We start from the raw sequence: 24,624 nt of genomic DNA on the forward strand, positions 1-24,624 counted from the left end.
GAATGAGTGACAAACAGGTACAAGATGTATATCAAGAGCTAATAAGTACGTATCAAAATCTAAAAGCGGAAATTTTCGTGACTGAGATTTTAGAAAATTCTGATTTAGACCTAACAGATATTGACATTTTTAATAAAAGTACTTTTTCTAGATCCTATAGACGGGATGTGATTGATTTCAAAGTAGATTCATATTCCGAAAATACGGATAAACTACAATTCAACTTAGCTAGAAACAGTCTTTACGACACGCTTCCGGAAGGATTATTCCACGAACCTGTTAAAGCTAAAAGCAACATTTCGTTTACCGAATTGCATCAAAAGCAGAAAAAGCAAGAAAAAGATGCTCGATCCTTTTTTTCTCCTTTGGAGAATGAATTTTTTACCCAAAAAGTCAATATAGAAAAAAGCGAAAGAAAATTAATTAATGAATTTGCCAATTTAAAGACAGATTTTCTTTTGAAATTTTGGAATTTAGATCCCGATATTCCTACTGACTATAGTATTAAATTATTGCAATTACTGCCATACGTTCACAAAATATCTGGTGAAATTGAACTTACAGCCCTAAGTCTGGAAAAGATTATCGGAGAGAAAGTTACGATTGAAAAAAAATACAAAACAGTAGATAAAAATATACATGAAACATCTACTGAACATCAACTTGGTGTGGATCTTGTTTTAGAACTAAAAGAAACAATTATATCATATCCTTATTGGGAAATTACAATAGGGCCTGTGAACGAAAAAAATATTGATAAATATATAGTGAGTGGTGCTACTAAAAAATTTATTACTATCTTTTGTGACTATTTTATCCCTATGGAAATAGACACTAAAATTAATGTAACATATTCGAGTAAAGAAGAAACATTTGTATTACATGAGACTAACAGTCCCAGAATGGGTCTAACAACTATGATATGAGTTTGATATTACAATCTACAGCACTAAATGCTGATTTTTTTAAGGTGGGAATAATACTATTAGCCGTTAGCGTTATACTAATGGGAGTTGTTGCCGGACTAAAGAAACTTTTTGTCAAAAACAAAAAGAAGTTCTTCCTATACATGCTAGTAGTTCTTTTATTATTTGCTGCAACAGCTTTATTAAGTAATGAGAAGGTTCTTAATGATGTTCCTTTAAATAGTTTTATTGGATTTCAAGTTATCTTTTTATGCCTAGGTTCATTACATGTCCTAGCAATGCGTAAATTTTTTCCTAATTTATTAGATGACAACCCTACTCGTTTCTGGCCCGAATTTTTATACACGATAATTACTATATTTATTGGTCTTATTACATTCCTATTTGTAGTTGGTATTTATAAACCAGAATACAAATATATATTTGCCGCATCCTCGATTTGTTTTCTCATCCCCATAATGATTGTTAAACTATACGAATTTGCCGTTTCTGTTCCAGTACCTATATATAAGAAATGGTTCTACCCTATTGATAAGAAAATGAAAGACCCTAAAGATGATGAACTAATAAATCCTTTAGTTATTTCATTTGAATTCAACAAAGGAGAAAACATAGAAGAGTTAAGCAACTTTAGACTAAAGGCTCCTGAAAAGATGGAATTTGGAAAACTTTTCTACTTCTTCATCAATGATTATAACGACAGACACCCTGAAGGAGAAATTGAGTTCCTTGATGACAAAAACAATCCATATGGATGGATTTTTTACACCAAACCCAATTGGATAGGTATACAAACTCATGTAGACTTCACTAGAACGATTGAAGGGAATAACATCAAAGAAAATGACATAATCATCTGCAAGAGAGCATAAAAAATATATGTTAAAATATTGTTAAAAAGATCTCAAAAAATGTCCGTTGAGATCTTTTTTTTGTTAGACAAACTTCACGACGAAGTGCAAATTCCCTGAAAACAGTGTAGTCCTTTTCTTTCTTAATCCACTGATTCTAGATCTCTTAATGATGTAATAGTAATTTGAATTAAATATATTTTACTATCTTGTACCCGTACAAGTTACATTTATTATTATACTTTATTATTTATTATTAATTTAAAAATTATTTATTATGTCTTTTAAAGCAAAATTAAAAGTAGGAGGATCTGAGTTCAATGTTTTGAGCAGTAGTTATGGTCTTCATCAAGAAACTGACGCAACCGGGCGTCCATCTTCAATCACTCGTGGAGGTAGAATCACTGTTACAGTTGAATCAACAGCGGAAACTATTTTGTCTGATTTAGCATTTAACAACTTTCAAATGACTGATGGGGAAATTGTATTTATGAAAAGAGATACAGAAGCTACAGCAAAGGCACTTAAGTTCAAATTTGCTTACTTAGTTAAGTATGTGGAAACATTTGACTCAACGGGTAATAACCCTATGACAGAAACGGTGACTTTTTCTGCAAAAGAAATTGGTATTGGTACTGCTGAACATATTAACGAGTGGGTATAATCCCGATTACTTAAAATAAGAATAAGATAAAGGGAGTGTTTTTTCACTCCCTTTGCTATCTATTTTAAGCTGCTATCATTTCCTATATCTAAACTATTTTAATGCATAAATAAGATGATAACGGAATTGATAAAGTATTTATTAATATTAAAAATAGTACTTATGTCATTTTTAGCAAAACTAGATCTTGACGGGGAAGAAATTACTGTTTTAGATTGCTCTTTCACCTTCAGACAAGATACCGATTACACGGGGAGACCATGTGCCAAACCGCAAGGGGGTCAAGTTAGTTTATTAATAGAATCTACCGGAAAAACAGATTTTCTGGATTGGTGTATCTCTCCAAGCGTTACCAAAAGTTGTAAAGTCACCTTTTTTAGAAGAGACAATATGTCTAGCCTTAAAAATGTAGATATTAAAGATGCTTACTGCATTGAGTATACAGAACATTTTAATGCCGAAAGCGATAAACCTTTACAGGTACATCTAGTCCTTTCTGCAAAAGAGATCTCAATTAAAGGAACTACGTTTACCAATAATTGGCCTTCTAAAGCCTAGGCTCCATAGGTACTGGAAAAAGCCTAAAAATAAGCTGGGTGAGACAACAAAGAATCTTTACCAAAAACATATCGCCCTTTTGGCTTATGGATGGTTGGGACACACAAAGAACCTTAGTAAGCGCCTCATAATCAATTTAATGGAAGACACCTTTATTTCACATAGGTGTTTTCTTATTAAATTATGGCAACACTTATATGTAGATAACACGTTATAAAAAGAAGTTTTTGAACAAAAACATCTTCGACGTTTGAACCTTTATCTAAACCTTTTTCTTTTCCAAAGAATAAACAAAAAAAACAGATACTATTTTTAATGAAAAACCAAGACGCTAGTGGGCTTTAATTTTAAAATAGTAACTTTATAAAAACTGAGTAAAACGGTATTATCAACTTACTACAAGCTGATGAATCACTAAAAAAACAAAAAGTATGGCATTACAATCTACAACACAAATATTTATTGGCGGATCACCAATAAATGCTTACAAACGATTAATGCTACATCAGGAAATTGATGCGCACCACATATTAGAATTAGTATGCAGAATGGATGTTCTGGAGAATATTACAGGAGACATAGCATCTCAAACCAAAAATTATCTTGGACAAATTATCACAGTCCAAATATCATCATTAGGTACGCTATCCGGTTATAGAGAATTCGAATTTAAAGGTGTCGTTACTTCCGTAAACAGTACTATGGGATTCCATCAGCAAAATGGTGACCTGGTGACCATAAAAGCACATAGCTGTAGTATTATTGCAGATGACGGACCACATTACAATTCTTTTAATGATGTTGATTTGGCAACTGTTTTAGATGAAACTTTTAAAGGATACGACCAATCCAAATTAGAAACTATTTTTAACCCTTCTGGTTCCGACAATATTCATTACACCGTTCAGCATAAAGAAAGTGCTTTTCAATACACCAGTAGATTAGCAGCACAATATAGTGAATGGTTTTATTATGACGGAAGTGCTTTAGTATTCGGTAAACCCGAAGATCAAGAAGAAGTTACACTGACTTACGGTCATGATTTACAGGAATTCTCATTGGATCTAAAACCTTCATCTAACAGTTATAAATACTTCACCAATGATTACCTGACAGATGGACAACACGAAAAAGCCACTAGTGAAATAAGTTCTGGAGTTAATGGATATAACGGATTTACTAGTAATAAAGGGGATGAAATATTCCCAAATGAGACTAATGTATATTTAAACTCCTACAACGATCCTTCTCTAAAACAAAGATTAGATACACATGTAGAACAGCAGAAAAAGGCTGCAGAGATAAAGCAAGTAATATTTAAAGGATCAAGTGATAATCCAGGTGTGAAAATTGGTCAGGTGGTAAGCATTAAAGGCGATGGAGCTGATTATGGAAGTTTTAGAATCACCAGTGTTACCCACACAAATACAGAGAATGGACGCTATCAAAATAGATTTGAAGGAGTAACTGCTGATTTGGATGTATATCCAAACACAAACTTGATGGCATTTCCAAAAAGCGAAACCCAGGTAGCAATTGTGAAGGAAAATAGTGATCCAGACGGAATCGGAAGAATTAGGGTACAGTTTCCTTGGCAAAAACAAAATGGTGAATTATCACCTTGGTTAAGAATTGTAACTCCTCACGCAGGTGGAGAAAAAGGGTTTCATTTCATTCCGGAGATTGATGAAGAAGTACTAATTGGTTTTGAAGGTGGTAACGCAGAAAGACCTTACGTATTAGGTACACTGTATACCGGAGGAGCTAATCCTGCTGGTTGGAACACACAGAGTAATGACGTAAAAGCTTTACGAACAAGAAGCGGTCATACTGTAGAACTAAACGATGCTGATGGAGCAGAATTTATTATGATTACGGATAAGAACAGAAATATAATTCATATAGATACTGCTAATAATGACATTACTATTTCCGCTGGAGAAAATATGACATTGAATGCCAAAAACATGCAGATAAACGTAGATGAAAATTTAGATATATCTGTTGGCAAGAATAAAAACGAAACAATTTCTGAAGATTATTTTATTAGTGCTACTAATGAAGATCGCCAAATTGGTGAAACCATTAAGGTAATAAGTAGTGAGTATAAACAAGAGGCTCAGGAAATAACAACTGATGCGAGTGGTGAGATTAAAACGAATGCCGGCGGTAAAATTACCATTGCAAGTGCAGAAACGGTGGAGTATGGAGAGTAATCTCATTTTGGAAGTTATTTTTTAAAGTTTGCTATAATTAATAAAATTTATGGGAAGTATTGGATTAACAGCGGCAGCATCAGGAGCACAAGAGACTAGTAAAAATGTACTTAGTGGAGTAAATGTACAAACTGCTCCGGTTCATGTTGGTAATGCTGAATATGACGAGTTAACTCCAGAAGACTCTGCTGATATAATAGTCGGTATTTTTTTTGATGGAACTTTAAATAATCGAGCCAATACCAGAGCAAGGCTTGAATATACTAATAAAACTAACCGTCAACCATATGACAGAAATTCTGCTGACGGATACACGAATTGGATTGGTATTAAAAGAACGGGGAGTTATGATAATGATTATTCTAATGTATCCAGAATGGAACCTGCTTATGAAAAAATAAATGAAGAAAAAAAACATCAACTTTCTATCTATATAGAAGGTATCGGGACAGAAGATCACGAAGGAGATAGTACCTGGGGGAAAAGTATGGGAAAAGGTGCGACCGGAGTTAAAGGGAAAGTAAAAAAAGGATGTGAGGAAATTGCTAAACTAATTAATGAGTTAGGAGTTGAGAAAATAAATAGTATTCAGATTGATGCTTATGGTTTTAGCCGAGGAGCTGCTGCTGCAAGAAATTTTGTTTTTGAAATTAATCAAAGAAAAGGAGATCGAAAAGAGATCCTAATGGACGGATTGTATCAGTACACAGGGCAACTATACCAAGAAGATGGGGGCGTCTTAGGGGAGAAATTAAAAGAACTTGGTCTAGAAACCAGGCTCAAACCTCAAGCTAGATTTGTGGGATTATATGATACTGTAGCCTCTTTTGGAGTATATCATCAAAATGATGTAGAACAACTTAATTTGGACGCTATAAAGAAAGCTCGTTTTACATTCCAGTTAGCAGCGAATGATGAGCATAGAAGTAATTTTATGTTAACTAAAATTGGTAGTGCCAGAGGAAAAGAAAAATATCTCCCGGGAGTACATTCAGATATCGGAGGAGGCTATACGGATAATGCTGATGAAGAAGTTACTCTGGACTATGGAGGATATTTACCTAAACTAGAAGAAGAACGTACTAGACTTATCCAACAAGGATGGTATTTGGATGATCTACGTCAAATTTGGGTAGATGATGTTTGGGGAACCCTCAAAGCCAAACGAACAGGAATATCTAATAAATATAGCTATATCCCTTTACATATTATGGTAGAATATTCCATAAAGAAAAAACTAGAGTACGATAAAAATTTAATTATCGAAGATTATCCTATTATTGACGACGCTAGTAAGCGTGTTAAACTAACGGATGTTAAAAAACGTTTAGATCAATATGTAAATGATCAGAATGAGGAACTAGCCTTTACAAGTCCAGCGGATGAGGAAATGTTAAAAGCATTACGTAACGAATATTTCCACTTCTCTGCACACTATAATGATCGAGTACTAGGAGTTGTGCCTCCTATGAAACCTAATAGAGAAAATGGTGTAAGAACGAGAGGAACACTAGAAGGGAATTTAAATGACTAGAGGATATTTTTTATTTTTAACACTAACCTTGATTTATCTGAATTCTTGTAAAAATTCAGATAAAATTAATATACCAGAAACTGGATCTATAATGACAACTACCCAAAAAGATAAGAAATACGAGTGGCTACCCACGGAATGTGCTCCAGAAATATATCCCGTTAGAATTAAAGAAGGATATTTTATTATGGAAGACGGAAACTCGATAGAAATACCTAGTGGTGGCAGAACTGTTCATAATGGATGGGGGCAAATAGGATCTACCTATATAGTTGGAGATGATCTTAAACCAATACCCCGAAAATTAAAAATCACTTGGATTTCTTATGCTGAAAACAAGTTTTATAGTGGTGATTTTGACTTACCCTCAGAAGAAATCCAACGATTTTTTGAAAAAGGCTTTCTAGATCGAAGAAATAAACAAGAAAACTATTCTAGAATAGTAGTGGGCATGGCTCCTGGAGGGATTGTGTCTATTTGGCTATTAGGAGCAGGTTCAACTGTAGAAATAGGACAATATATAGCCAAAGAAATCAACTTGGAAATTAATGATTTATCACCGAACACTACTTTGGATAGAGAAACCTATGTTTCTAATAGAATAAATAGTCTAAAAGAAGATAAACTCAAAAAATTAAATGAAGTTGGTATTAGAACTGATATCTGGAAAACATACAGGAAACGTTACTCATGGAAACCGGTTTATAATTTTAACAGCCAAGCAGAAGCAACAAAAACTCTTATTGATTTTTTTAATGGAGAAAGCATACATACGTTTAGCAAAAATCCATCGCTAACATCTTTTCAGGATTTTGCGGTTCCAAAATATACCCGATTTTATTGGGTAGATAAAAACAAAAATGAATTTGGAAGTAAAATATATTTTGATGAAAATGAAATGTATGAAACTTTTGATAAAATCTTTGCAAACCCTAAAGTTAAACAGGCTGTTTTAAATTTTGAAGTAGATAAATACAATAGTAATATAAAAGTATTTATTGAAAGTGACGTTGAACGTTTAGAGTTAAAAAAAGCTACGATAAAAGTATATGAAGCTTCTAATTAACAGAATTCTATAAAACAATGCAACGCTCCCTATCTCATATCGCCCAAATCATCAAACTCAACGGAGAGCGAGTAACGCGCACCTATACGGCAGAAGTAGTAAATCATATAGAACAAGGAAAAAACAAATCTCACTCGGCAGTAGGAATCGAATTTGATCTTACTTTTTATGGAATGGATCAGGATGGATTGCTAAACTTTAAGATGGAAGTAAGAAAGCGATTTTTACTTAATGAAAAATTTAGCATTATCCGTAAAGTGGACAAAGCTCAAAAAATTGCATTAAAAGTAGCTTCGGTTAATGATATACTAGAACTTAAAGTTGATAAAAGTTTTAAACTAAACAAAATAGTTAATACCAAAGAAATAAGACAAAAATGGAAAGAGGTAAAAATTGACCTTTTAGAAGAATACCCTGATTTGCTTAAAATGACGAGTGATTTCGATTGGCAATTACAAGAAGATAATATTCAGCAAGTGTTTTTAGAAGATAACTTTTATCAGTTTTTCTTTTCGAATATTTTTTATCAAGAATTTGAAGATAAAAAATTAATTGAACAATCTAAAGTAACTGCTAATGCCCTTGGAAATATTGACATCCCGATTTTGGAACAAAAAAAGATCTCCAAACAGGACATTGGATTCACTAAAGTAACGATTACATCAGATGCCGAGATGGATATTGATCATAAAAAATTTCCATTAGCTAAACTTAACGGATTTTTAGGGAAATTACCAACCACTCCTGGTGAAAAACATACCCTAGATTTTGAGTATAAAGGTACTTATAAAGTAAAACCAAAATTTGGATTGGTAACCCAAGGGAAATTAAATTACTCCTTCGAAGTAAAGGATTTATATAAAAAAACAACTACCATAACCTTTAATTTAGAAAAAGATGAGTAGTAAAATATATGTATTAGATGGTGCATTACTAGAATGCAATCAGGGATTTGTGCCTGCTAAGCTTTTAGTAACGCAAAATCAAAAAGTAAAAATCCAAGGTAAATTTAAAGCCACAGATATGGATGTACAGGTGCCTGCTACTTTCGGACAATGTAAACTAAAACCAACCAGTGGTGGATACTTACCTTGTATTCCAGCCTTACAGAAATGGACAAAAACTACCAAAACCTCAACATTAGGCGGAAGTAAAAAATTCTTATACGAAGATTCTGAATGCATGTGCGGTACTGGTGGTAAAGTAACCATTATGCAGCCTATGCAAATCAATACTGGAGGTAATGCAAGTGAAAAATTCAAGGAAATAGCAATGACGATTCCAGGTGCTATGATGGGCAATGATAAAGCACCCAAAGTAGTAGAAAGCTACTGGATGGATGAAGCCGGAAAGGAAAAAATTGATAGAATCAATTATGGAGAAAAAGCTACCATGTTTGTTCAGACCGAAAACATGGAAGTTGGCGAAAAAGTAGAAGTAAGAGTAAAAGCAAAAAATGGAAAGGAAATAAAAGAAGGAAAAAGTGAATTATTATATGCTGGAAATGTAAAAGCAGATGGTACTGTAGCACTCGATTTAGTATGTATTGACAAACCCGAAAGCACAGAAAACTCCTCTACTAATTCAACTCCTGCTCCTGCAAGTACCACAAATAATAGCACATCAAGCCAAAGTACATCTGAAAAAGTAATCTTAGAAACAGGAGTAGTTAACAAAGGAAATCGTATTAATGAAAATGGTAAAATCATCATTGTTAACTCTAAAGGTAAACGAGCATACGACTGGATATATGCAGATGCACCTAGTGAAAGTTTGATGAAAAAGAATGGAATGTCTGATTATGATGTAAAAAACATCAATCTAACTAAGTCCTACCCTACCGCTATGCTCAAAACGGAAATGAAAGCAGTGTTATGGAGTTTTTCTGATATAGAAGATGGTTTCGGTAAAAACGGAAGAGATTTAGCAAATCACTTTTTTGATGGACACGGAAGCAACTTTATTTTTGATAATGATTCTAATCCAGTTAGAGAAATAAAAGATTCGGACCAATTCAAAAATGATTTTGTTCCCGCACTGGAAAAAGAATTGGTGGATCAATACAAAAAGAACAACTATGTAACCAAGAATCCTCAAAAGGTCTATAATTTTAGAACAAGTTTACCGTATTACAGTGCTTTACAAGGTTTAAATCCTAATGTCAATGAAATTGCCACTTTTGTAGGTGGTATCCAAGGATGTTTGGCTAATTACGAAATATATGAACAAGATGGAGAAATAGGTGCAACTATTACTAATCTTTCGTTTTTTGACACATTTGGAGCTGGCTGGGAAGATGGAGGAGCTGATGGAATGGCAAAACAATGGATCCCTGGATTGGTTTCTATGTTTTGTCTTCAACATTTTAAAAATGTAGAAGATAAAAGCAAATTTCAACCATTTGCAATCATGCTAAATATCGAATTATGATAAAATATAGTTATCTAATTATACTAGTTACTGTTCTATTTTCTTGTAAATCGCAAGAGCAAGAAATGGAAATTCGTTATACCTCTTTAAATGACTATGACGCTAACTATATTTTTAATTTAGAGAACAATCTTCAAGGATTAAAAAAAATAAACAACTATGTCATAAACGAAATTAAAGATCAAAAACATTTTGTAGACTCTTTAAAAAAATCTGATTATGTAAAAGATACTCCCAAGACGTTTGATGAACATCGTAATAGCACTTCCCTTTCATTAACTGCTACCGATTTGTATTTATATACACCTCCAGGAGAATTATCATTAAACAAAGTAAAAGACAAGAATATCGTGATGATTTACGAACTTGACGAGGAGACTTTTGCTATAAAAAATATTAATATCGGCGATAGTTATACATCCTCTTCGTTTTCCATAAAAGAAACAAAAGACGATAATCAATGTAGCTTACACTTGGATACGGAAGAGTTTAATTTAGAAGCGTTATCTCAAACTTTAGAAAAAACAAAAGCTTTAAATTACCAGCTTCAATATGATCCGTTTACATATCACATTATAGATAAACAAAATAAGAACATTCTGGATATTATATACAATAATAAAGGAACATCACTTTTATTAAACTATAAATAAAAGAGTCTATGAGCACCAAAGAATTAGAAATAGTTATTGATACCATTACTGCGGCTGACAGAAGGTTTACTTACAATGAGACCTTAACTCTAGAAAATATTGATGAGCCAGAAGTGATAATGGCTTATTTTGCAGAAAAGAAAATAGAAAATATAGAAGAAGCTGCAGGAACCCACACCTATACGTTTGGCGGAGCTAATGATACTAGCACAACTGCCAAGAAGAACAAAATAGCCTCTGTAATTCTTAAAAAAGTAAATGCAGACGAAAAAAGCAATAACAAACACACTACTCAAGCTTTAGTTTTTGCTCAACTAACAGCAACTTCTTATAAAAAAGATGACACGATTACTGTAGATGTATTTAAAACCGTAGAGAAAATTTCCTATCCTAAAATTACTTCTGCCCCGATGGGATATCAAGTATACCTAATTGCAGAAACCAAAAATCTAAAGGACAAAAAAGCAAAGATCAAGATCTATGAAAAAGAAAGTGATCTAAAATTGCTGAAAACCAAAGATGATGTGCTACCAGTATTAGTTTTTGCCAAAAAAGAAGATACTACTACAGATACAGAAGTCAGCGATTGGATTGAGATTGATGTAAAAGAAGAAAACGGTAAAAAAGAAGGTGGCGCTATTGTATTGCACGAAGAAGACAAAGGTGATAAGATAGAAGTAGGAATCAAGAAAATACAACTACGCCCTAAAGAAGACAAGATCAAAACTGAAGGCGAAGATGCTTTTAAAAGTTTTGAAGGTTGGCAAGAAGCTTTATATATCCGAGAAGACGAAACTGAAGAAGGTAAGAAAGCTATTAAGGATGCAGAAGATCGCAAAACTGCCAGAGATGCCGAAACTTTTACCACATTAACTTTTGATAATACAGCGGAAAAGAAAATTTATCCTGCAGGAAAAATTAATGCTCCCAAAACTGCAGTTATTGGAGAAGAAGTAGAATATATTCTCGATATAGAAAGTACTACTGAAGCAAAAGAAGAAGATAAAAATAATATACGATGGTCTTTTTACGTGCAAGGAGAATCTAAAACAGATAAAAAAAGTACCTATATAGAGTCCAAAAGTAAATCGGGTTTATATACTTATGCTAAAATGGAACTTGTAGATGGCAAAAATAAACTAACTATTGTTTTTGACGAGGCTTTAAAAGGCAAAAAAGTACAGATAGAACCTTTTAGAGGAGCTCCTGGACTCAGTACCTCTCCAGATTACGTAAGAACTACAACTTTACAAGAAGCGCCGACTCCTAAAATCGCTAAACGTGAAACCACTAATCTATGGTTAACCACCCAATGTGAAAGTGAGCAAAACGCTGGGGAAATGATTGACAAGGAGTTTAAGAATTATTTTAAGTTAGAAACTCCTAACACTATTCATATCTATCACGACGGACATATCAGTAAATTAAATTTTGAAGCCCTTAAAAAGGTTAAATATAGGTATCACGATACCAATGGAGATATATTTAATATTGTAGATTGTGATTTATATGAAATAGATGAGCGTTTGAAAGGAAAATCCAATGATAAAAAATCAGCTCATACTGTTGAATCAGGATACGATGCAAATAATATAGTAACTTATTCACATGCGGCTAGTAGAAAAAAGTATTCTTATCCGGATGGAACAATAAGGACATATGGGAAGTTTAATAATCCAGACAAAGGTACTAGCTATAGATTGGTAACCTATAAAAAAGGTAGTTCCAAACTACTAATAATAAAAATGCCTGATAGTCTCAATAAAAATATTGGAGATAAAAAAATCATATATTCATTTACTAAAACACAAAGAAGATATTGTGGTCCTGAACACTTTGCTGGTTTTATTGGTGCTTTAGTCGACTTCAAATATCCTATTAAATCTGGAGGAAGTTGTGAAAAAGATGGAACATCATATCCTAGTGTTAGTCACGTAAATGGGCAAAGTGTGGATACAAATTACCTAGGAAATAATACCAAAGATCAAGAATTCATTGATGCAATGCATAAATTTGGATTCAAAACCATCTTACGTGGAAAATCAAAAAAAGCCTTTAATCATACCAGTGATGGTGGTAAGTTACATAACAATCACCTTCACTCTGGAGGTTTTGTAGGAAAATACAAATAACATAGATATGACAAAGCTTAGTTTAGTAATTATATATTTTTTCGTAGGAATTAGTTTATTATCTAGTTGTAGGAACAATACAAAAAATATTGACACTAGCAAAAGTGATTCAATTGCTATTAATCATAATATAAATATAATACAAGAAGATAGTTTAAAAACAAAACTACCAATAGGAAAAAAAGAGTTGTTATTAAACAACATAAATAGTGAAATTACAAAGAATTCTTCTTTACTGATTGAAATATTTAAGTATTACGATACTATCAATGGAATTGCAAGTCCAAACTTTCCCATTATTAAAAATCAAAGATTAAACTCATTTTACAAACCTGAAATATCTGATTCAAAAGAACTTAAAGATTCTTTTTTCCTAAAATCAGAAAAAGGCTATGACTTTTTCAAATTAGTAAAAGAAATTCCATACTCTAGGAATAAAACAATTTTAATTTTTGAAGGAAAATCATCCAATTTAGATTATGATGGAAATATGATTTTCACTAACCGTAAAGATATTGTTGTTCTAGATAAAAACCTCAATATAATGGACGCTACTAACATTTATTATGACTATAGTGATGGTATTTATGCTAAAACTAAACTATTTTTTATAGATAATGACTATACTATCTCTATTAGATATTATTCTGAAAATGAAGAAGGACAAGCGATCTTTTCGGGTATAGAAAAATATAAGATAACTGAAGAAGGTAAAATAGTAGGAATACCTAATTAAATTTATCACTTCCTAATGAACAATAAGATACTGAACTGGAGTCTAATTTTACTTATACTATTTGTTTCCTGCAAAGATAATCAGCAAGCTAATGATATTACTAGTCATACCATTAATCAAAAGGTCGAAGAAGAAATCAACAACGCTATAACTAAGAGTCAAAATAGTTTTAGTATCGATGAATTAATTGGTCATAGACTTATTGGAATGGAGTCAAATCAAGATGAAAAGGAAGTTGATCCGTATAAAAAATATTCAGTAGACTTTACAGGTGCCTGTTATTCTAGTGACCTTTGTGTCATAGAAATAAATAGAACCAAATTAATAATTAGTAATTATTATGACCCAAAGATTAATTTGAAATTTGAAATTACGAATATTAAACCTGAAGAAAAAAGACTAATTTTTAAATTAGAAAACGACAGTTTAACTGAGCTAAGTCTTACAAAGTTTATAAATAATTTATCCTTGTACGAACTAAAAATAAATGGAACTATTTCAGATGAGATTCGAATAAGCAAACATCTGGCAAAGGAGAACATTATCTCAAAATTTGGCGGTATTGATTGTGGTGATTTTGACGGTTAACAATGCTATCTTTGAGAACTCTAAATAACATAATATTAGATGAAAACAACATATCCTTTTGTACTGTTATTTATTTTATTTCTTAGTGCATGTACAACAAAGATAAATTCTCAAAAAATCAACCCCGATATTAAGAAAAATAGTATTTCTTCAAAAATAAAACAAGATACTGTTTTAACCGAACAATCTGAAGTTGAGTATTTATCCAAAATCATGTTTATTAACAATGGTTATCCATTAGAAGGAGAAATAAAAATTCTAAAATCTTTAATAAAAAAAGCGGATTCTATCAGAAAACAAGAAGACGATTGTGGTGCTATCATAGAAGGCTCTAATGAAATATGGTATTATTTAAATTGTGAAATTGAAGTATCAAAAACTAATTACGCATTCAGAGAAATAGATTTAAAACTTTCCAATTTCACGATTAAACATAACGACGTTGTTTTTTCAAAAAATTATACTTTGCTAAATTTTAAAGAAGACTTTCCTATATCTTTTTCAAAAAATAAGAATGAAGAAAAAAATGGAATTGCAACCATTAATATGATGACACATCCTTTATCTGATGATATTTACATATTTAAATTTCATAATAACAAACTTGTTGAACTACGCTACTTTTTTCCTTGTTAATTTTTCTAGTTCTACTTAACAACTCAAGACCCAATGCGAAAGTTTAGAAAATGCTGGAAAAATGATTGATAAGGAGTTTAACAATATTTGATTCATAAGTAGAAAGTACTATCCAAGGAAATAAACTATTATATTAATTCTTCATTTGGGCAGGAGTATTTTGATTTACTTCCTTATGAAACTCATTCTTATATGAGAACTAGTCAAGCTTAGAAATCTTTTCTATCTTAAAGGCTATCCAATTACATTTCAGGAATAAAATGGAAACTGTAGAATAAACCATCAAAGATTAAAATGTATTAAATTTAGAGTTTTCAATTCCAGATCAATAAAAATGTATTACTAAAAAGCCTGCAGTACTATTTACAAATTTGGTAAGGGTAAAAAAGTGTAACTATTTTAGATAAAAAAAGCAGTTGGAAGTCTTGACAAATTTAAACCCAATCCAGAATAAAGATCTTTCTAAAAAATAATTGATAATGAAAATTTTAAAAAAAATAAGTCTCATATTTTTAGGAATAGTTCTGATAGGTATCATCTTAATTCTGTGCTTCCTTTTTAGAAGAGAAACCAAGGAATGGACAGAAGATATAACTATTGCTCCAAATACTGAATTATCAGTAGATCTAATGAGTTCTCAGCGAGGATATTTTGGAGGTCATGGCCTAGGATGGGGTGGCGGAGGTCAAAAAAGCGCAATAGAGTTTGAGTATGATGGAGTACAATATGAAGATGAGATGCCATATACTCCAATTTCTATTAAATATTACAATAAGCATTTTTACATCATATATTTTGATAGAGAAACAGATTTTAACAAGATAAGTTTTAGGTTTTTTGAATCAACAACTGAAGGGGAATTTAATGAAATCGAAAGCAATCAATTTCCAAAGCAGATCGCTATCCAAAATAGGTGGTTTAGTAATCAAGAAAAACAAAACAAGATAGAACAATTACAACTAGATGAAATAAGAGGTTCTCTTACAGCAAAAGTATGGTATCAATTAGAAAAAGGAATAGATTATTATGAAATGCCATCTTACATTCCTTTAGACTTTTTAGAATCATATAAAGAAAAATATATAAAATGATAGCAGGAAATTTAATAAAACAAAAAGCAATTTTTCCTCTTATACTAATACAAATCATAAGCTCCATATGGTATCTATTACCCTCTGTCGGTCATTCTCATGTTCCTGGAGGATTTATCAGGATGCTTATTTTTGGAGGAATTACATTAGTATTATTGGTAATAACAACCATTTTATATTTTATGTATAAGCCCACCGGAATATTTTGGAAAATATCTTTTATGATTTCACTAGGTATGATCCTATTAGTATGGTTTTATAGTAAATAAAGAAAATAAGGATGAAAATTAATAGTATGAAATATAGATTACTTTTTTGTTTTATTACATTAGTATTGATACTTGGTTGTCAACCAACATTGAATAAAAGAAATTTAAAAATTGATAATCTATCATCCAATTTTAGTGTTCATAAATTCTATGAAGAATCCTTAGAATATGATGCAAGTGCAGATACTGTAAAAGTAGGTAACTCTTTCTCTGGTGGATATACTAAATTCGGGATTCAATACAATCAAGGGCATTATATGCTTGGTAGAAAAGTCGCCGAATTTTATAAAATTCCGTTTGAGCGCATACATATGAGAGTAGATAATGAGGATAGGCTTGTGAGTATTTGCGCTGTAGGCTTTCACGTGGACCTAGAAACTCTAATAAACTCAACGAATCGAATAAATGAGAAATATAGCAAGATTGAGGTAAGTAAAGAGTTCAGAAATCGTTTCAAAAAAAGTTTTAACCCTTATTTTTGGAATAATAATGATAAACAGATTTTATTATTTTGGAGTCAAAATGAACAGGGAAATTCAAATCTAAAAAACGCGGATGAAACGTATAAAGTTTATCTGTATATAACAGATAAGGAGACATCCTTATCTATAGGGAATTATGAATATGAAAAAGATTGGAAGTATTATATCCGTTATGATGAAGAATCAGAATTTTATTAATGTCAAAAATCTAAATAAATAATTAGAATTTAATAATAATCTATCTTCATTTTATATATCATAAATAAAACAATGAACTCCTCAATAATACTATTTTTCTTATTTCTTGCAATAATCATAATTATAGGAGAATCTCAAAAGCGAAAAAAAAAGAAAAACAGAATAAAACCAATAATCTCAGATATCAAAGACATATCAACTGGATTTGTTGAAATAAGAGGAAAACTAAAACAAATCAATACAATGACTTCTCCAATGACGGGATCAGAATGCGTAGGATACAACTATTCTATTATGCGTTTTAATTCTTCAAGAAAAAGAAGTGTAAGTTCTATAGATAGAGTAATATCTGAATCAAAAGAGCGTGATAGGCATATGAAATGGGAGACAATATCTTCTGATACGGCTTGTAATGATTTTTATATTGAAGATCATACTGCTAAGATCAAAGTTAAAGCTAAAGACATTTCAATATTTCTTCTTAACGTGAATCAGACTGATAAAAAAATATCAGGCGCTATGCACACAGAAAACCTTCTATTACCGAATGATCAGGAATATATCCTAATTGGAACAGCAATATATAATAAAAAGAATGAATTGATTATCAAAAAAGCTGAGAATGAATTAGTAATTAGTGATACATTGGTTGATAAATTATCTAAAAGCGACCTCCCTGATAAAATAAGTAAATATGGTTTAATTTTTATGTTATTACTTATTGGTTTAATCCTTTTATTTGTAAATGGCTTTCTTAAATAACTACAATAAATATATTTTTAATTATACTTTACAATTATTAAGTACATTATCATTTTTCTTATTTATTTTTTGAATGAAAAACAAAATTCTCAACTTCACAAAACTAATATTCCTTATACTTTTAGGTTTAGTATTGATTGATTATTTCGGAGTTATTTTAGGAGCTATAATTTTATTTATATTGATCGTAATATGGTTCTTGGTACCAAATAAAGAGCAAAGAACTATTATTAAGTTAAAAAAAGAACTTCCACTTACTAATATAAAAGATGTTGAAAATGGATTGGTTAAAATTAAAGGTACTATTCAAGCTATCGATTCGCTAATAACAGATATAAAGAAAAAAGAATGTATTGCATATTCTCATAAAACTGAAAGTATTAGGTATATCAGATCAGGAGGGGTAGGAAAAAGCAAAGCAACATATTCCACGCTATCAAATAATGTTTTTTGCAACTCTTTTTTGATTAAAGATGAATCCGGAGAAATGTTAGTATCATGTGAAGATTTAGAAATCAGATCGTGGTCTAAACCCAAATCCAAAAGACAAGGAAATAGAAGATTCACCGAACAATGGCTTAAAAATAACAAGACCGTTATCATAATAGGAAAAGCTATCAATACTGATAATGAAAAACGGATAATTATGGATTCCGAAAAAAAAGTTTTTGTATTATATGATCCACCTAATTCTTAGCCTTCTTCAAAAACAAAACAATTAAAAAAATATAATCGATAATGCAAATAATGAAATACCAGAGTATCAAAAGAAATTTAAGTATTATTGCCATTTTTATTACGCTCACAAATTGTTCTCAGGATTATACGGATGGCAGATATCAGGTTTTTAATAAAGAGAACTCCTTATATAGCTACCTAGACGAAAATAATGAGGAACAAGTAACCCAACTAAAATTTAGTGAAGGATTGGCTGCCGTTAAACTACACGCTATTGATGCGCGTGGTTATATAAATAAAGAAGGAGAAATTATTCTAAAACCTAATGTTGATAAAGTATACAATTTTTCAGAAGGAATAGCCTGCGTAGAAGTTGATTTTAAGTTAGGATATATAAATAAAAACGGAGAATATATTGTAAAACCTAAATTCGAAGGATTCCCTCATAAATATAACAACGGAATGGCCTTGGTTAGTATTAATAATCTATATGGGTTTATTGATAAAAAAGGAGAATATGTCGTTGATCCTATGTTAAATTATGGGTTGTCGTTTCAAGAAAATGTAGCTCGTGTAGTGGACACAACAAGCTTTTTATTTTCTTATATAGATGAAAAAGGAAAGACAATCATAAAACCACAATTCGAAAAAGCAGGTAACTTCACTAATGGATTTGCGGCAGTTAGTATTGATGAAGATTTATTTGGGTTTATAAACAAAAAAGGGCGAATGGTTATTAAGCCTCAATTCGAACAAGTTGGTGATTTTATAGGTGAATTGGCACCGGTTCGTATAGATGATCAAGGAGGCTACATAAATAAACAAGGAAATATAACAATTCCTCTAAAATATGAAAGTGTTGCTAATTTTGAAGATGATCTAGCCAGAGTAAAAATCAATGATAAATGGGGTGTTATAAATACTAATGGAGAATTTGTAATTCAGCCAAAATTTGATAGATTATACCCTTTTCAGGATGGTATTGCACGTATGGTAATGAATAGAAAATACGGATATATCAACAAAAAAGGGGAAATTATAATTGATCCAGTTTTTATATCTGCTGAAGATTTTGCGATCGGAGTGGCATATGTTGAAGACGATAAACACATTGGTTACATAGATCGTAAAGGAAAGTTTGTTTATCAGAAGATCAAAAACTAAATTTATATATCCAGAATACACTACTATTTAACAATCTCTAAAAAAGAACATATATGTATTAGATCAGCTAATTACGTTTACAAGTCCTTCTGACAAAAAAATAGTATGACCTTTAGGGATCTAGAATTGAACTATACCAAAAGTAAAAGATTATGTTCATACCTTATTGAACCATTAATGTTACAGGAATTGCATAGGTACTTAGCATAGGTTCTCCATCGGTATTCTTTGCAGGAATAATCACCTTAATGTTGTTTATAATTAATTTGAGATCATAAGTTAAGGTCTCATCTGGAGATTTTGCTTTTATATTTTTGATGACACCGTCACTATCAATAGCAAAAAAAACAAATACCTTAATTCTTTTAAGATCAGCTAACGCACTATATTTTTTCAAATCCAAAGAGTCCGAAATACTCCTACTAATAACTTTATTTAAGCAGCTACTACCCTTTTTTTCCTCACAACCTTCTAAAACCGGATACTCTGTAACTACTGAGTCTTCAAGACTTCTTTTCTCTACCGTTACCTCCTTAAAAACAGAATCAATCTTTTGCTCTGCTACAACATTTTCTGGTGTAATTATTGGTTTGGGCAGAAAATTAACTTGTTCATCTTCAATCTTTGACACCTGAAACTTGATAGGTCTAAAAAATTCGATTATAATGTTTTCGCCAATTTCAACCGGCATAATAACCAAAGGAGCTCCTTTCTCTAACAAGATGGCATTTTTCCCTTCAATAGTATTCCATCTAGAATTTTCTAACTGTTTGATATTTCTTATTACTTCTTGCTCTTCTCCATCATAAATAAATAAAAAATGTCCATCTCCCTTAAAATGCAAAACAGTTTTAGCTAATTCATCAAAAAGCTTTTTTTCTCTTTTGTCGTTGAATTTATTTTCTGGAACGATTACCTCTTCAACTTTCCATTTTCCAGCTATAAAATCATTGTCAACTTGTTGTCCTAAAAGAACAGGAGAGATAATAAAAAATACTAACAAAAAACTAATAGACTTAGAAAACATATAATAAATAACTTAATTTGATTAATACATAATTCTTACCTTTCGAAGGTAAGAATTCCATTGTTAATGCTAAAACAGAAATTATAAAATATAGTTATCTAATTATACTAGTAGTTGTTCTATTTTCTTGTAAATCTCAAAAGCAAGATTATCATTAAACAAAGTAAATGATAAGTACATTCTGGATATTATATACAATAATAAAAGAACATCACTTTTATTAAACTATAAATAAAGACTTCAAATAACTAATGAACAAATATCTATTACTTTCGATTTTCTTCTTTCTGTTTAGTAAAACTTCTTCATTTGGGCAGGAGCATTTTGATTATGGCTTTTTAAAAGACTACCCGACCAAAGAACTTCCTATCGAAGAAAAAACGAAATTAGACCAATACGCACCTACCAATCATATTAACCAAGTTCAAAAAAAAGCGTTGCATTTTGATAAAATAACTAAGGATTGGGAACAATTAGATTGTGGAGTTCTTTACAACTTAAAATTATCAGAAAATTATAATACTTGGGTAGTGTACTATTATTGGGGAGAAGAACTTCATACAACACTGGTAAACTACGATTTAAAATATAATTTTATCGATTCAGAACAACTTGCAATGGATGAAAATGCCGAGGGATGGACTTTATCAGAAAGTACTATTACTCGACACCGTATTCATAGAATGGATGCGTTATATACAGAACCAGAACAGATAGAATATATAAACTTCATTTTTAAAAATACGGGTGAAATAATAAGTGAAAAAGAATATTACAACGGAGAAGTACCCGATACTTGTGTTCATTATTTTGATCCATTAGCCGTAAAATATGTACAAGCCCTAAATGGTCTTAATGTTAGAGATGAAAACGGAAATAAAATTGGAAAATTACTTTATGGAGATAAGGTAAATATTATAAAACACACTACTAAAAAACTATCTATAAATGATAACGGTAAAACAGTGAATGGTTCTATAGTAGAAATATGTAATTATGAATCTGGTTATAATAAAAGAAGATATGTTTTCGATGGATATCTTATTGAGGATACAACATTAAAATTATATAATACTCAACTTTGCGCTAATATGCACATCGAAGATGATAAAGATCCTTTTAATAGCGGAGAAAGGGTTTGCTTAGACGATACATACTCCATTATTTTAGACACACCATCCAATAGTATTCCTACCAACTTTATTTCTAAAAATGATGAAGTAATAATAGAAAAAGGTAGAATAACCCTACCCCTAACAAATGGAAAGAAACAAATATTCGTTGATAATACCGAATATCTGGAAAGTACGGAATCTTACGAGTATATTGGATTTTTAAAATCATTTGATTATTACCTAATAGAAGGAAGCTATTTTGAAGAAGGAGATTTCTTTTTTGTCGATCAAAATAATGGAGAAATAAAAAGCAGATTCCCAAATTACCCACATATTTCACCAGATAAAAAAACAATAATCTGTTTCTATTTCAATCCGTATAATAATAGTTCTGAGTTTTTTGTTTATAAGATTGATAATAAAAATCAAATTACATTAAAGCATCAAGTAGAAATAGGTTTTTGGGCTCAAAACTATGAAAACACAGAGATTCTTTGGACTTCTAATACCTCCTTTTTAGTTAAAGCAACTCCAATTGCCACGATGTGGAAAAGCTCTGGAAATCATAATGAATCCTATCAGAATATACATATTAAAATACTAGATTAAACCATCATAAAGAGTTTAAAACATATTGATACAATAACATCAATAAAACTTAATCGATGTTTTGTACAAAATCAACACTACCACATACAAATTCTCGCTAGACAGACATAAAACATTTTTTTTAAGATTTAGGGTAACAATTATACTACACTTCGTATATAAGGTTGAACACACAAAATAAAGGGGAAAACAACCCATTTTTGTGTAAGAAAACGTAAAAATAACTTTGTTAACTATAACACTTTTAAAAAATTAAGTATTTTTATGATAGATTGGTTAAATACTATTTTTGACACTTTTTAGACAATTCTTATATATTCAGAACTCTTCCCCAAATCGTTCAGGTTGTCTATAAAGTTAACTATATAAGGTAATAGTACACTAAATGTTAATACATATAAGATTTCATTATTAGGGTACTCTATAAAACGGAAAACAACGAGAAATTATGGCTCTGCAATCAAACACACAAATATTCATAGGCGGATCTCCAATATCTGCATATAAAAGGTTAATGCTTCATCAGGAACTCGATGAGCATCACGTTCTTGAACTTTTATGCAGAATGGATGTATTAGAAAATATCTCAGGAGAAATAGCATCCGAAAGTAAAAATTATCTAGGTGAAATTTTGACAGTAAAAGTTTCTTCTCTTGACACCACCAATGGATATAAAGAACTGGAATTTAAGGGAATAGTAACTTCAGTTAGCAATACCAAAGGGTTTCACCAGCAAAATGGCGACATGGTTTCTATAAAAGCTCACAGTTGCAGTATTATAACCGATGATGGGCCTCATTATGACTCCCATAGTGACGTAGGACTTTCTGAAATATTAGACAAAACGTTTCAGGGATATGATAAATCCAAACTCGAAACCAATATTAGCCCGCAGAATTCTGAAACTCTTCATTATAGTGTACAACATAATGAAAGTGCTTTTGAGTATGCTAGTAGACTGGCTGCACAATACAGTGAATGGTTCTTTTACGATGGAAGTAAACTCGTATTCGGAAAACCTGAGGATAAAGATACTACAGAATTAAATTATGGCCACGATTTACAAGAGTTCTCTTTAAACCTCAACCCTACTCCTAATAACTTTAAATATTTCACCAACGATTATCTAACAGATGAGCAACACGAAATGGCAACTGCTCAGGTAAACTCTGGTGTTAATGGATTCAATGGGTTTACAAGTGAGAAAAGCGATGCAATCTTTGCAAAAGAAACGAGTGTATACGTTAACTCTTATTACGATCCGCAATTAAAGAAACGATTGGATAAACATGTCGAGCAACAAAAAAAAGCTACTGAAATAAAACAAGTTCAAATCCATGGAACAAGCGATAATCCAGGAGTAAATCTGGGACAAGTCGTAAAAATAAAAGGAGAACAATCTGATTATGGAAGTTTCAGAATTATTAGTGTTTCACATAGTTCTACAGAAAATGGAAAATACCAAAACCGTTTTGTGGGTGTAACCGCAGATCTGGATGTATATCCTAACACCAATATGATGGCCTTTCCAAAAAGTGAATCACAAGTTGCAACTGTAATGGATAATGCAGATCCTGAAGGAATGAGCAGAATAAAGGTTCAATTTCCTTGGCAAAAAGCAACTGGAGAAGAAACTCCTTGGCTTCGTGTGTTAACTCCTCACGCTGGAGGCGGAAAAGGGTTTCAATTTACACCCGAGAAAGATGAAGAAGTTATTGTAGGTTTTGAAGGTGGCAATGCAGAAAGACCCTATGTTATGGGAGCACTCTTTACCGGTGGTAGTAACGCAGGTGATTGGAAAACCGAAAAGAACGATATCAAAGCTATTAAAACCAGAGGTGGTCATACACTATCATTCTCTGATGAAGATGGAAAAGAGACCATAACTATAACAGACAAAAACGGTAACTCAATTATTTTAGATACTTCTAAAAAAGAAATAAACATTAGCGCTCCAGAAAAAATTAATTTTTCATCCAAAGAAATTAATATCAACGCTTCTGAAACTGTAAACATCGATGGTACTAATAACGTAAATGTTACTTCTAAAGAAATTCTAAACGATGGAAGTGCAAAAGTTACTGTAAATAGCAAAGCTAAAGTAGAAATTGGAGCACCAAGTACATTGGTAGAAGGAAAAGCTGAATTAAAGCTTACCAGTAAAGGTATGACCGATATTGATGGTACTGCAATGACAAATGTAAAAGGAGGATTATTAAACCTTAATTGCGGTTAATAC

General features: G+C 31.3%; 23 protein-coding genes. 22 read left to right on the top strand and 1 reads right to left on the bottom strand.

Going from position 1 to position 24,624, the window contains the following annotated elements; genetic code table 11:
- Positions 1-2: 2 nt before the first annotated feature.
- The 20 genes from Q0910_RS17575 (at position 3) to Q0910_RS17670 (ending at position 19,634) form a co-directional block, all read left to right on the top strand.
- Complete coding sequence (locus Q0910_RS17575) at positions 3-926, top strand: hypothetical protein (RefSeq protein ID WP_299219210.1); 924 nt, start codon at positions 3-5, stop codon at positions 924-926.
- Positions 923-1,798, top strand: a complete 876-nt coding sequence (locus tag Q0910_RS17580; RefSeq protein ID WP_299219212.1) for a TssN family type VI secretion system protein — start codon at positions 923-925, stop codon at positions 1,796-1,798. The genes Q0910_RS17575 and Q0910_RS17580 overlap by 4 nt, the downstream gene beginning before the upstream one ends.
- 256 nt (positions 1,799-2,054) lie before the next feature.
- Positions 2,055-2,441: a type VI secretion system tube protein TssD gene (gene tssD, locus Q0910_RS17585; RefSeq protein WP_299219214.1), complete on the top strand. Its 387-nt coding sequence runs from the start codon at positions 2,055-2,057 to the stop codon at positions 2,439-2,441.
- A 162-nt stretch (positions 2,442-2,603) separates the two neighbouring features.
- Positions 2,604-2,999: a type VI secretion system tube protein TssD gene (tssD, locus tag Q0910_RS17590; RefSeq protein WP_299219216.1), complete on the top strand. Its 396-nt coding sequence runs from the start codon at positions 2,604-2,606 to the stop codon at positions 2,997-2,999.
- Between the two features lie 431 nt (positions 3,000-3,430).
- Positions 3,431-5,215, top strand: a complete 1,785-nt coding sequence (locus tag Q0910_RS17595) for a phage baseplate assembly protein V (RefSeq protein WP_299219218.1) — start codon at positions 3,431-3,433, stop codon at positions 5,213-5,215.
- A 49-nt stretch (positions 5,216-5,264) separates the two neighbouring features.
- A complete protein-coding gene (locus tag Q0910_RS17600) occupies positions 5,265-6,749 on the top strand; it encodes a DUF2235 domain-containing protein (protein ID WP_299219220.1) in 1,485 nt (494 codons plus the stop codon).
- Positions 6,742-7,815: a DUF2931 family protein gene (locus tag Q0910_RS17605; RefSeq protein ID WP_299219222.1), complete on the top strand. Its 1,074-nt coding sequence runs from the start codon at positions 6,742-6,744 to the stop codon at positions 7,813-7,815. The genes Q0910_RS17600 and Q0910_RS17605 overlap by 8 nt, the downstream gene beginning before the upstream one ends.
- A 17-nt stretch (positions 7,816-7,832) precedes the next feature.
- Positions 7,833-8,720 carry a hypothetical protein gene (locus Q0910_RS17610; protein WP_299219224.1) on the top strand — a complete coding sequence of 296 codons (888 nt, stop codon included), beginning with the start codon at positions 7,833-7,835 and terminating at the stop codon, positions 8,718-8,720.
- On the top strand, positions 8,713-10,245 hold the full coding sequence (locus Q0910_RS17615) for a PAAR-like protein (RefSeq protein WP_299219226.1): 1,533 nt from the start codon (positions 8,713-8,715) through the stop codon (positions 10,243-10,245). Before Q0910_RS17610 ends, Q0910_RS17615 begins: the two co-directional genes overlap by 8 nt.
- Positions 10,242-10,898: a hypothetical protein gene (locus tag Q0910_RS17620; RefSeq protein WP_299219228.1), complete on the top strand. Its 657-nt coding sequence runs from the start codon at positions 10,242-10,244 to the stop codon at positions 10,896-10,898. The genes Q0910_RS17615 and Q0910_RS17620 overlap by 4 nt, the downstream gene beginning before the upstream one ends.
- Positions 10,899-10,906: 8 nt before the next feature.
- A complete protein-coding gene (locus Q0910_RS17625; RefSeq protein ID WP_299219230.1) occupies positions 10,907-13,030 on the top strand; it encodes a hypothetical protein in 2,124 nt (707 codons plus the stop codon).
- A gap of 7 nt (positions 13,031-13,037) precedes the next feature.
- Entirely contained in the window at positions 13,038-13,766 is a 729-nt protein-coding gene (locus Q0910_RS17630) for a hypothetical protein (protein WP_299219232.1), read from the top strand.
- Positions 13,767-13,781: 15 nt separating this feature from the next.
- The gene (locus Q0910_RS17635) at positions 13,782-14,354 is read left to right on the top strand and encodes a hypothetical protein (protein WP_299219234.1); all 573 of its coding nucleotides are present in this window, start codon (positions 13,782-13,784) and stop codon (positions 14,352-14,354) included.
- 39 nt (positions 14,355-14,393) lie between these two features.
- Positions 14,394-14,990: a hypothetical protein gene (locus Q0910_RS17640; RefSeq protein WP_299219236.1), complete on the top strand. Its 597-nt coding sequence runs from the start codon at positions 14,394-14,396 to the stop codon at positions 14,988-14,990.
- Between the two features lie 479 nt (positions 14,991-15,469).
- Complete coding sequence (locus Q0910_RS17645; RefSeq protein WP_299219238.1) at positions 15,470-16,081, top strand: hypothetical protein; 612 nt, start codon at positions 15,470-15,472, stop codon at positions 16,079-16,081.
- Positions 16,078-16,350: a hypothetical protein gene (locus Q0910_RS17650; RefSeq protein WP_299219240.1), complete on the top strand. Its 273-nt coding sequence runs from the start codon at positions 16,078-16,080 to the stop codon at positions 16,348-16,350. The genes Q0910_RS17645 and Q0910_RS17650 overlap by 4 nt, the downstream gene beginning before the upstream one ends.
- Positions 16,351-16,376: 26 nt before the next feature.
- Positions 16,377-17,030, top strand: coding sequence for a hypothetical protein (locus Q0910_RS17655; RefSeq protein ID WP_299219242.1), 654 nt, complete (start codon positions 16,377-16,379; stop codon positions 17,028-17,030).
- Positions 17,031-17,102: 72 nt separating this feature from the next.
- A complete protein-coding gene (locus Q0910_RS17660; RefSeq protein WP_299219244.1) occupies positions 17,103-17,792 on the top strand; it encodes a hypothetical protein in 690 nt (229 codons plus the stop codon).
- Between the two features lie 73 nt (positions 17,793-17,865).
- The gene (locus tag Q0910_RS17665; protein ID WP_299219247.1) at positions 17,866-18,489 is read left to right on the top strand and encodes a hypothetical protein; all 624 of its coding nucleotides are present in this window, start codon (positions 17,866-17,868) and stop codon (positions 18,487-18,489) included.
- A 41-nt stretch (positions 18,490-18,530) separates the two neighbouring features.
- On the top strand, positions 18,531-19,634 hold the full coding sequence (locus Q0910_RS17670; protein ID WP_299219249.1) for a WG repeat-containing protein: 1,104 nt from the start codon (positions 18,531-18,533) through the stop codon (positions 19,632-19,634).
- 163 nt (positions 19,635-19,797) lie between these two features.
- Here Q0910_RS17670 and Q0910_RS17675 read toward each other — a convergent pair whose 3' ends face one another.
- Entirely contained in the window at positions 19,798-20,661 is an 864-nt protein-coding gene (locus tag Q0910_RS17675) for a hypothetical protein (RefSeq protein WP_299219251.1), read from the bottom strand.
- 251 nt (positions 20,662-20,912) lie between these two features.
- Between Q0910_RS17675 and Q0910_RS17680 the strand changes: the two genes are divergently transcribed.
- Together Q0910_RS17680 and Q0910_RS17685 are read left to right on the top strand one after the other, a co-directional pair.
- A complete protein-coding gene (locus tag Q0910_RS17680) occupies positions 20,913-22,385 on the top strand; it encodes a hypothetical protein (protein WP_299219253.1) in 1,473 nt (490 codons plus the stop codon).
- A gap of 448 nt (positions 22,386-22,833) precedes the next feature.
- Positions 22,834-24,621: a phage baseplate assembly protein V gene (locus Q0910_RS17685; RefSeq protein WP_299219255.1), complete on the top strand. Its 1,788-nt coding sequence runs from the start codon at positions 22,834-22,836 to the stop codon at positions 24,619-24,621.
- Positions 24,622-24,624: the final 3 nt, after the last annotated feature.

It is taken from the genome of uncultured Aquimarina sp. (assembly GCF_947495315.1).
In the GTDB taxonomy this organism is placed as follows: domain Bacteria; phylum Bacteroidota; class Bacteroidia; order Flavobacteriales; family Flavobacteriaceae; genus Aquimarina.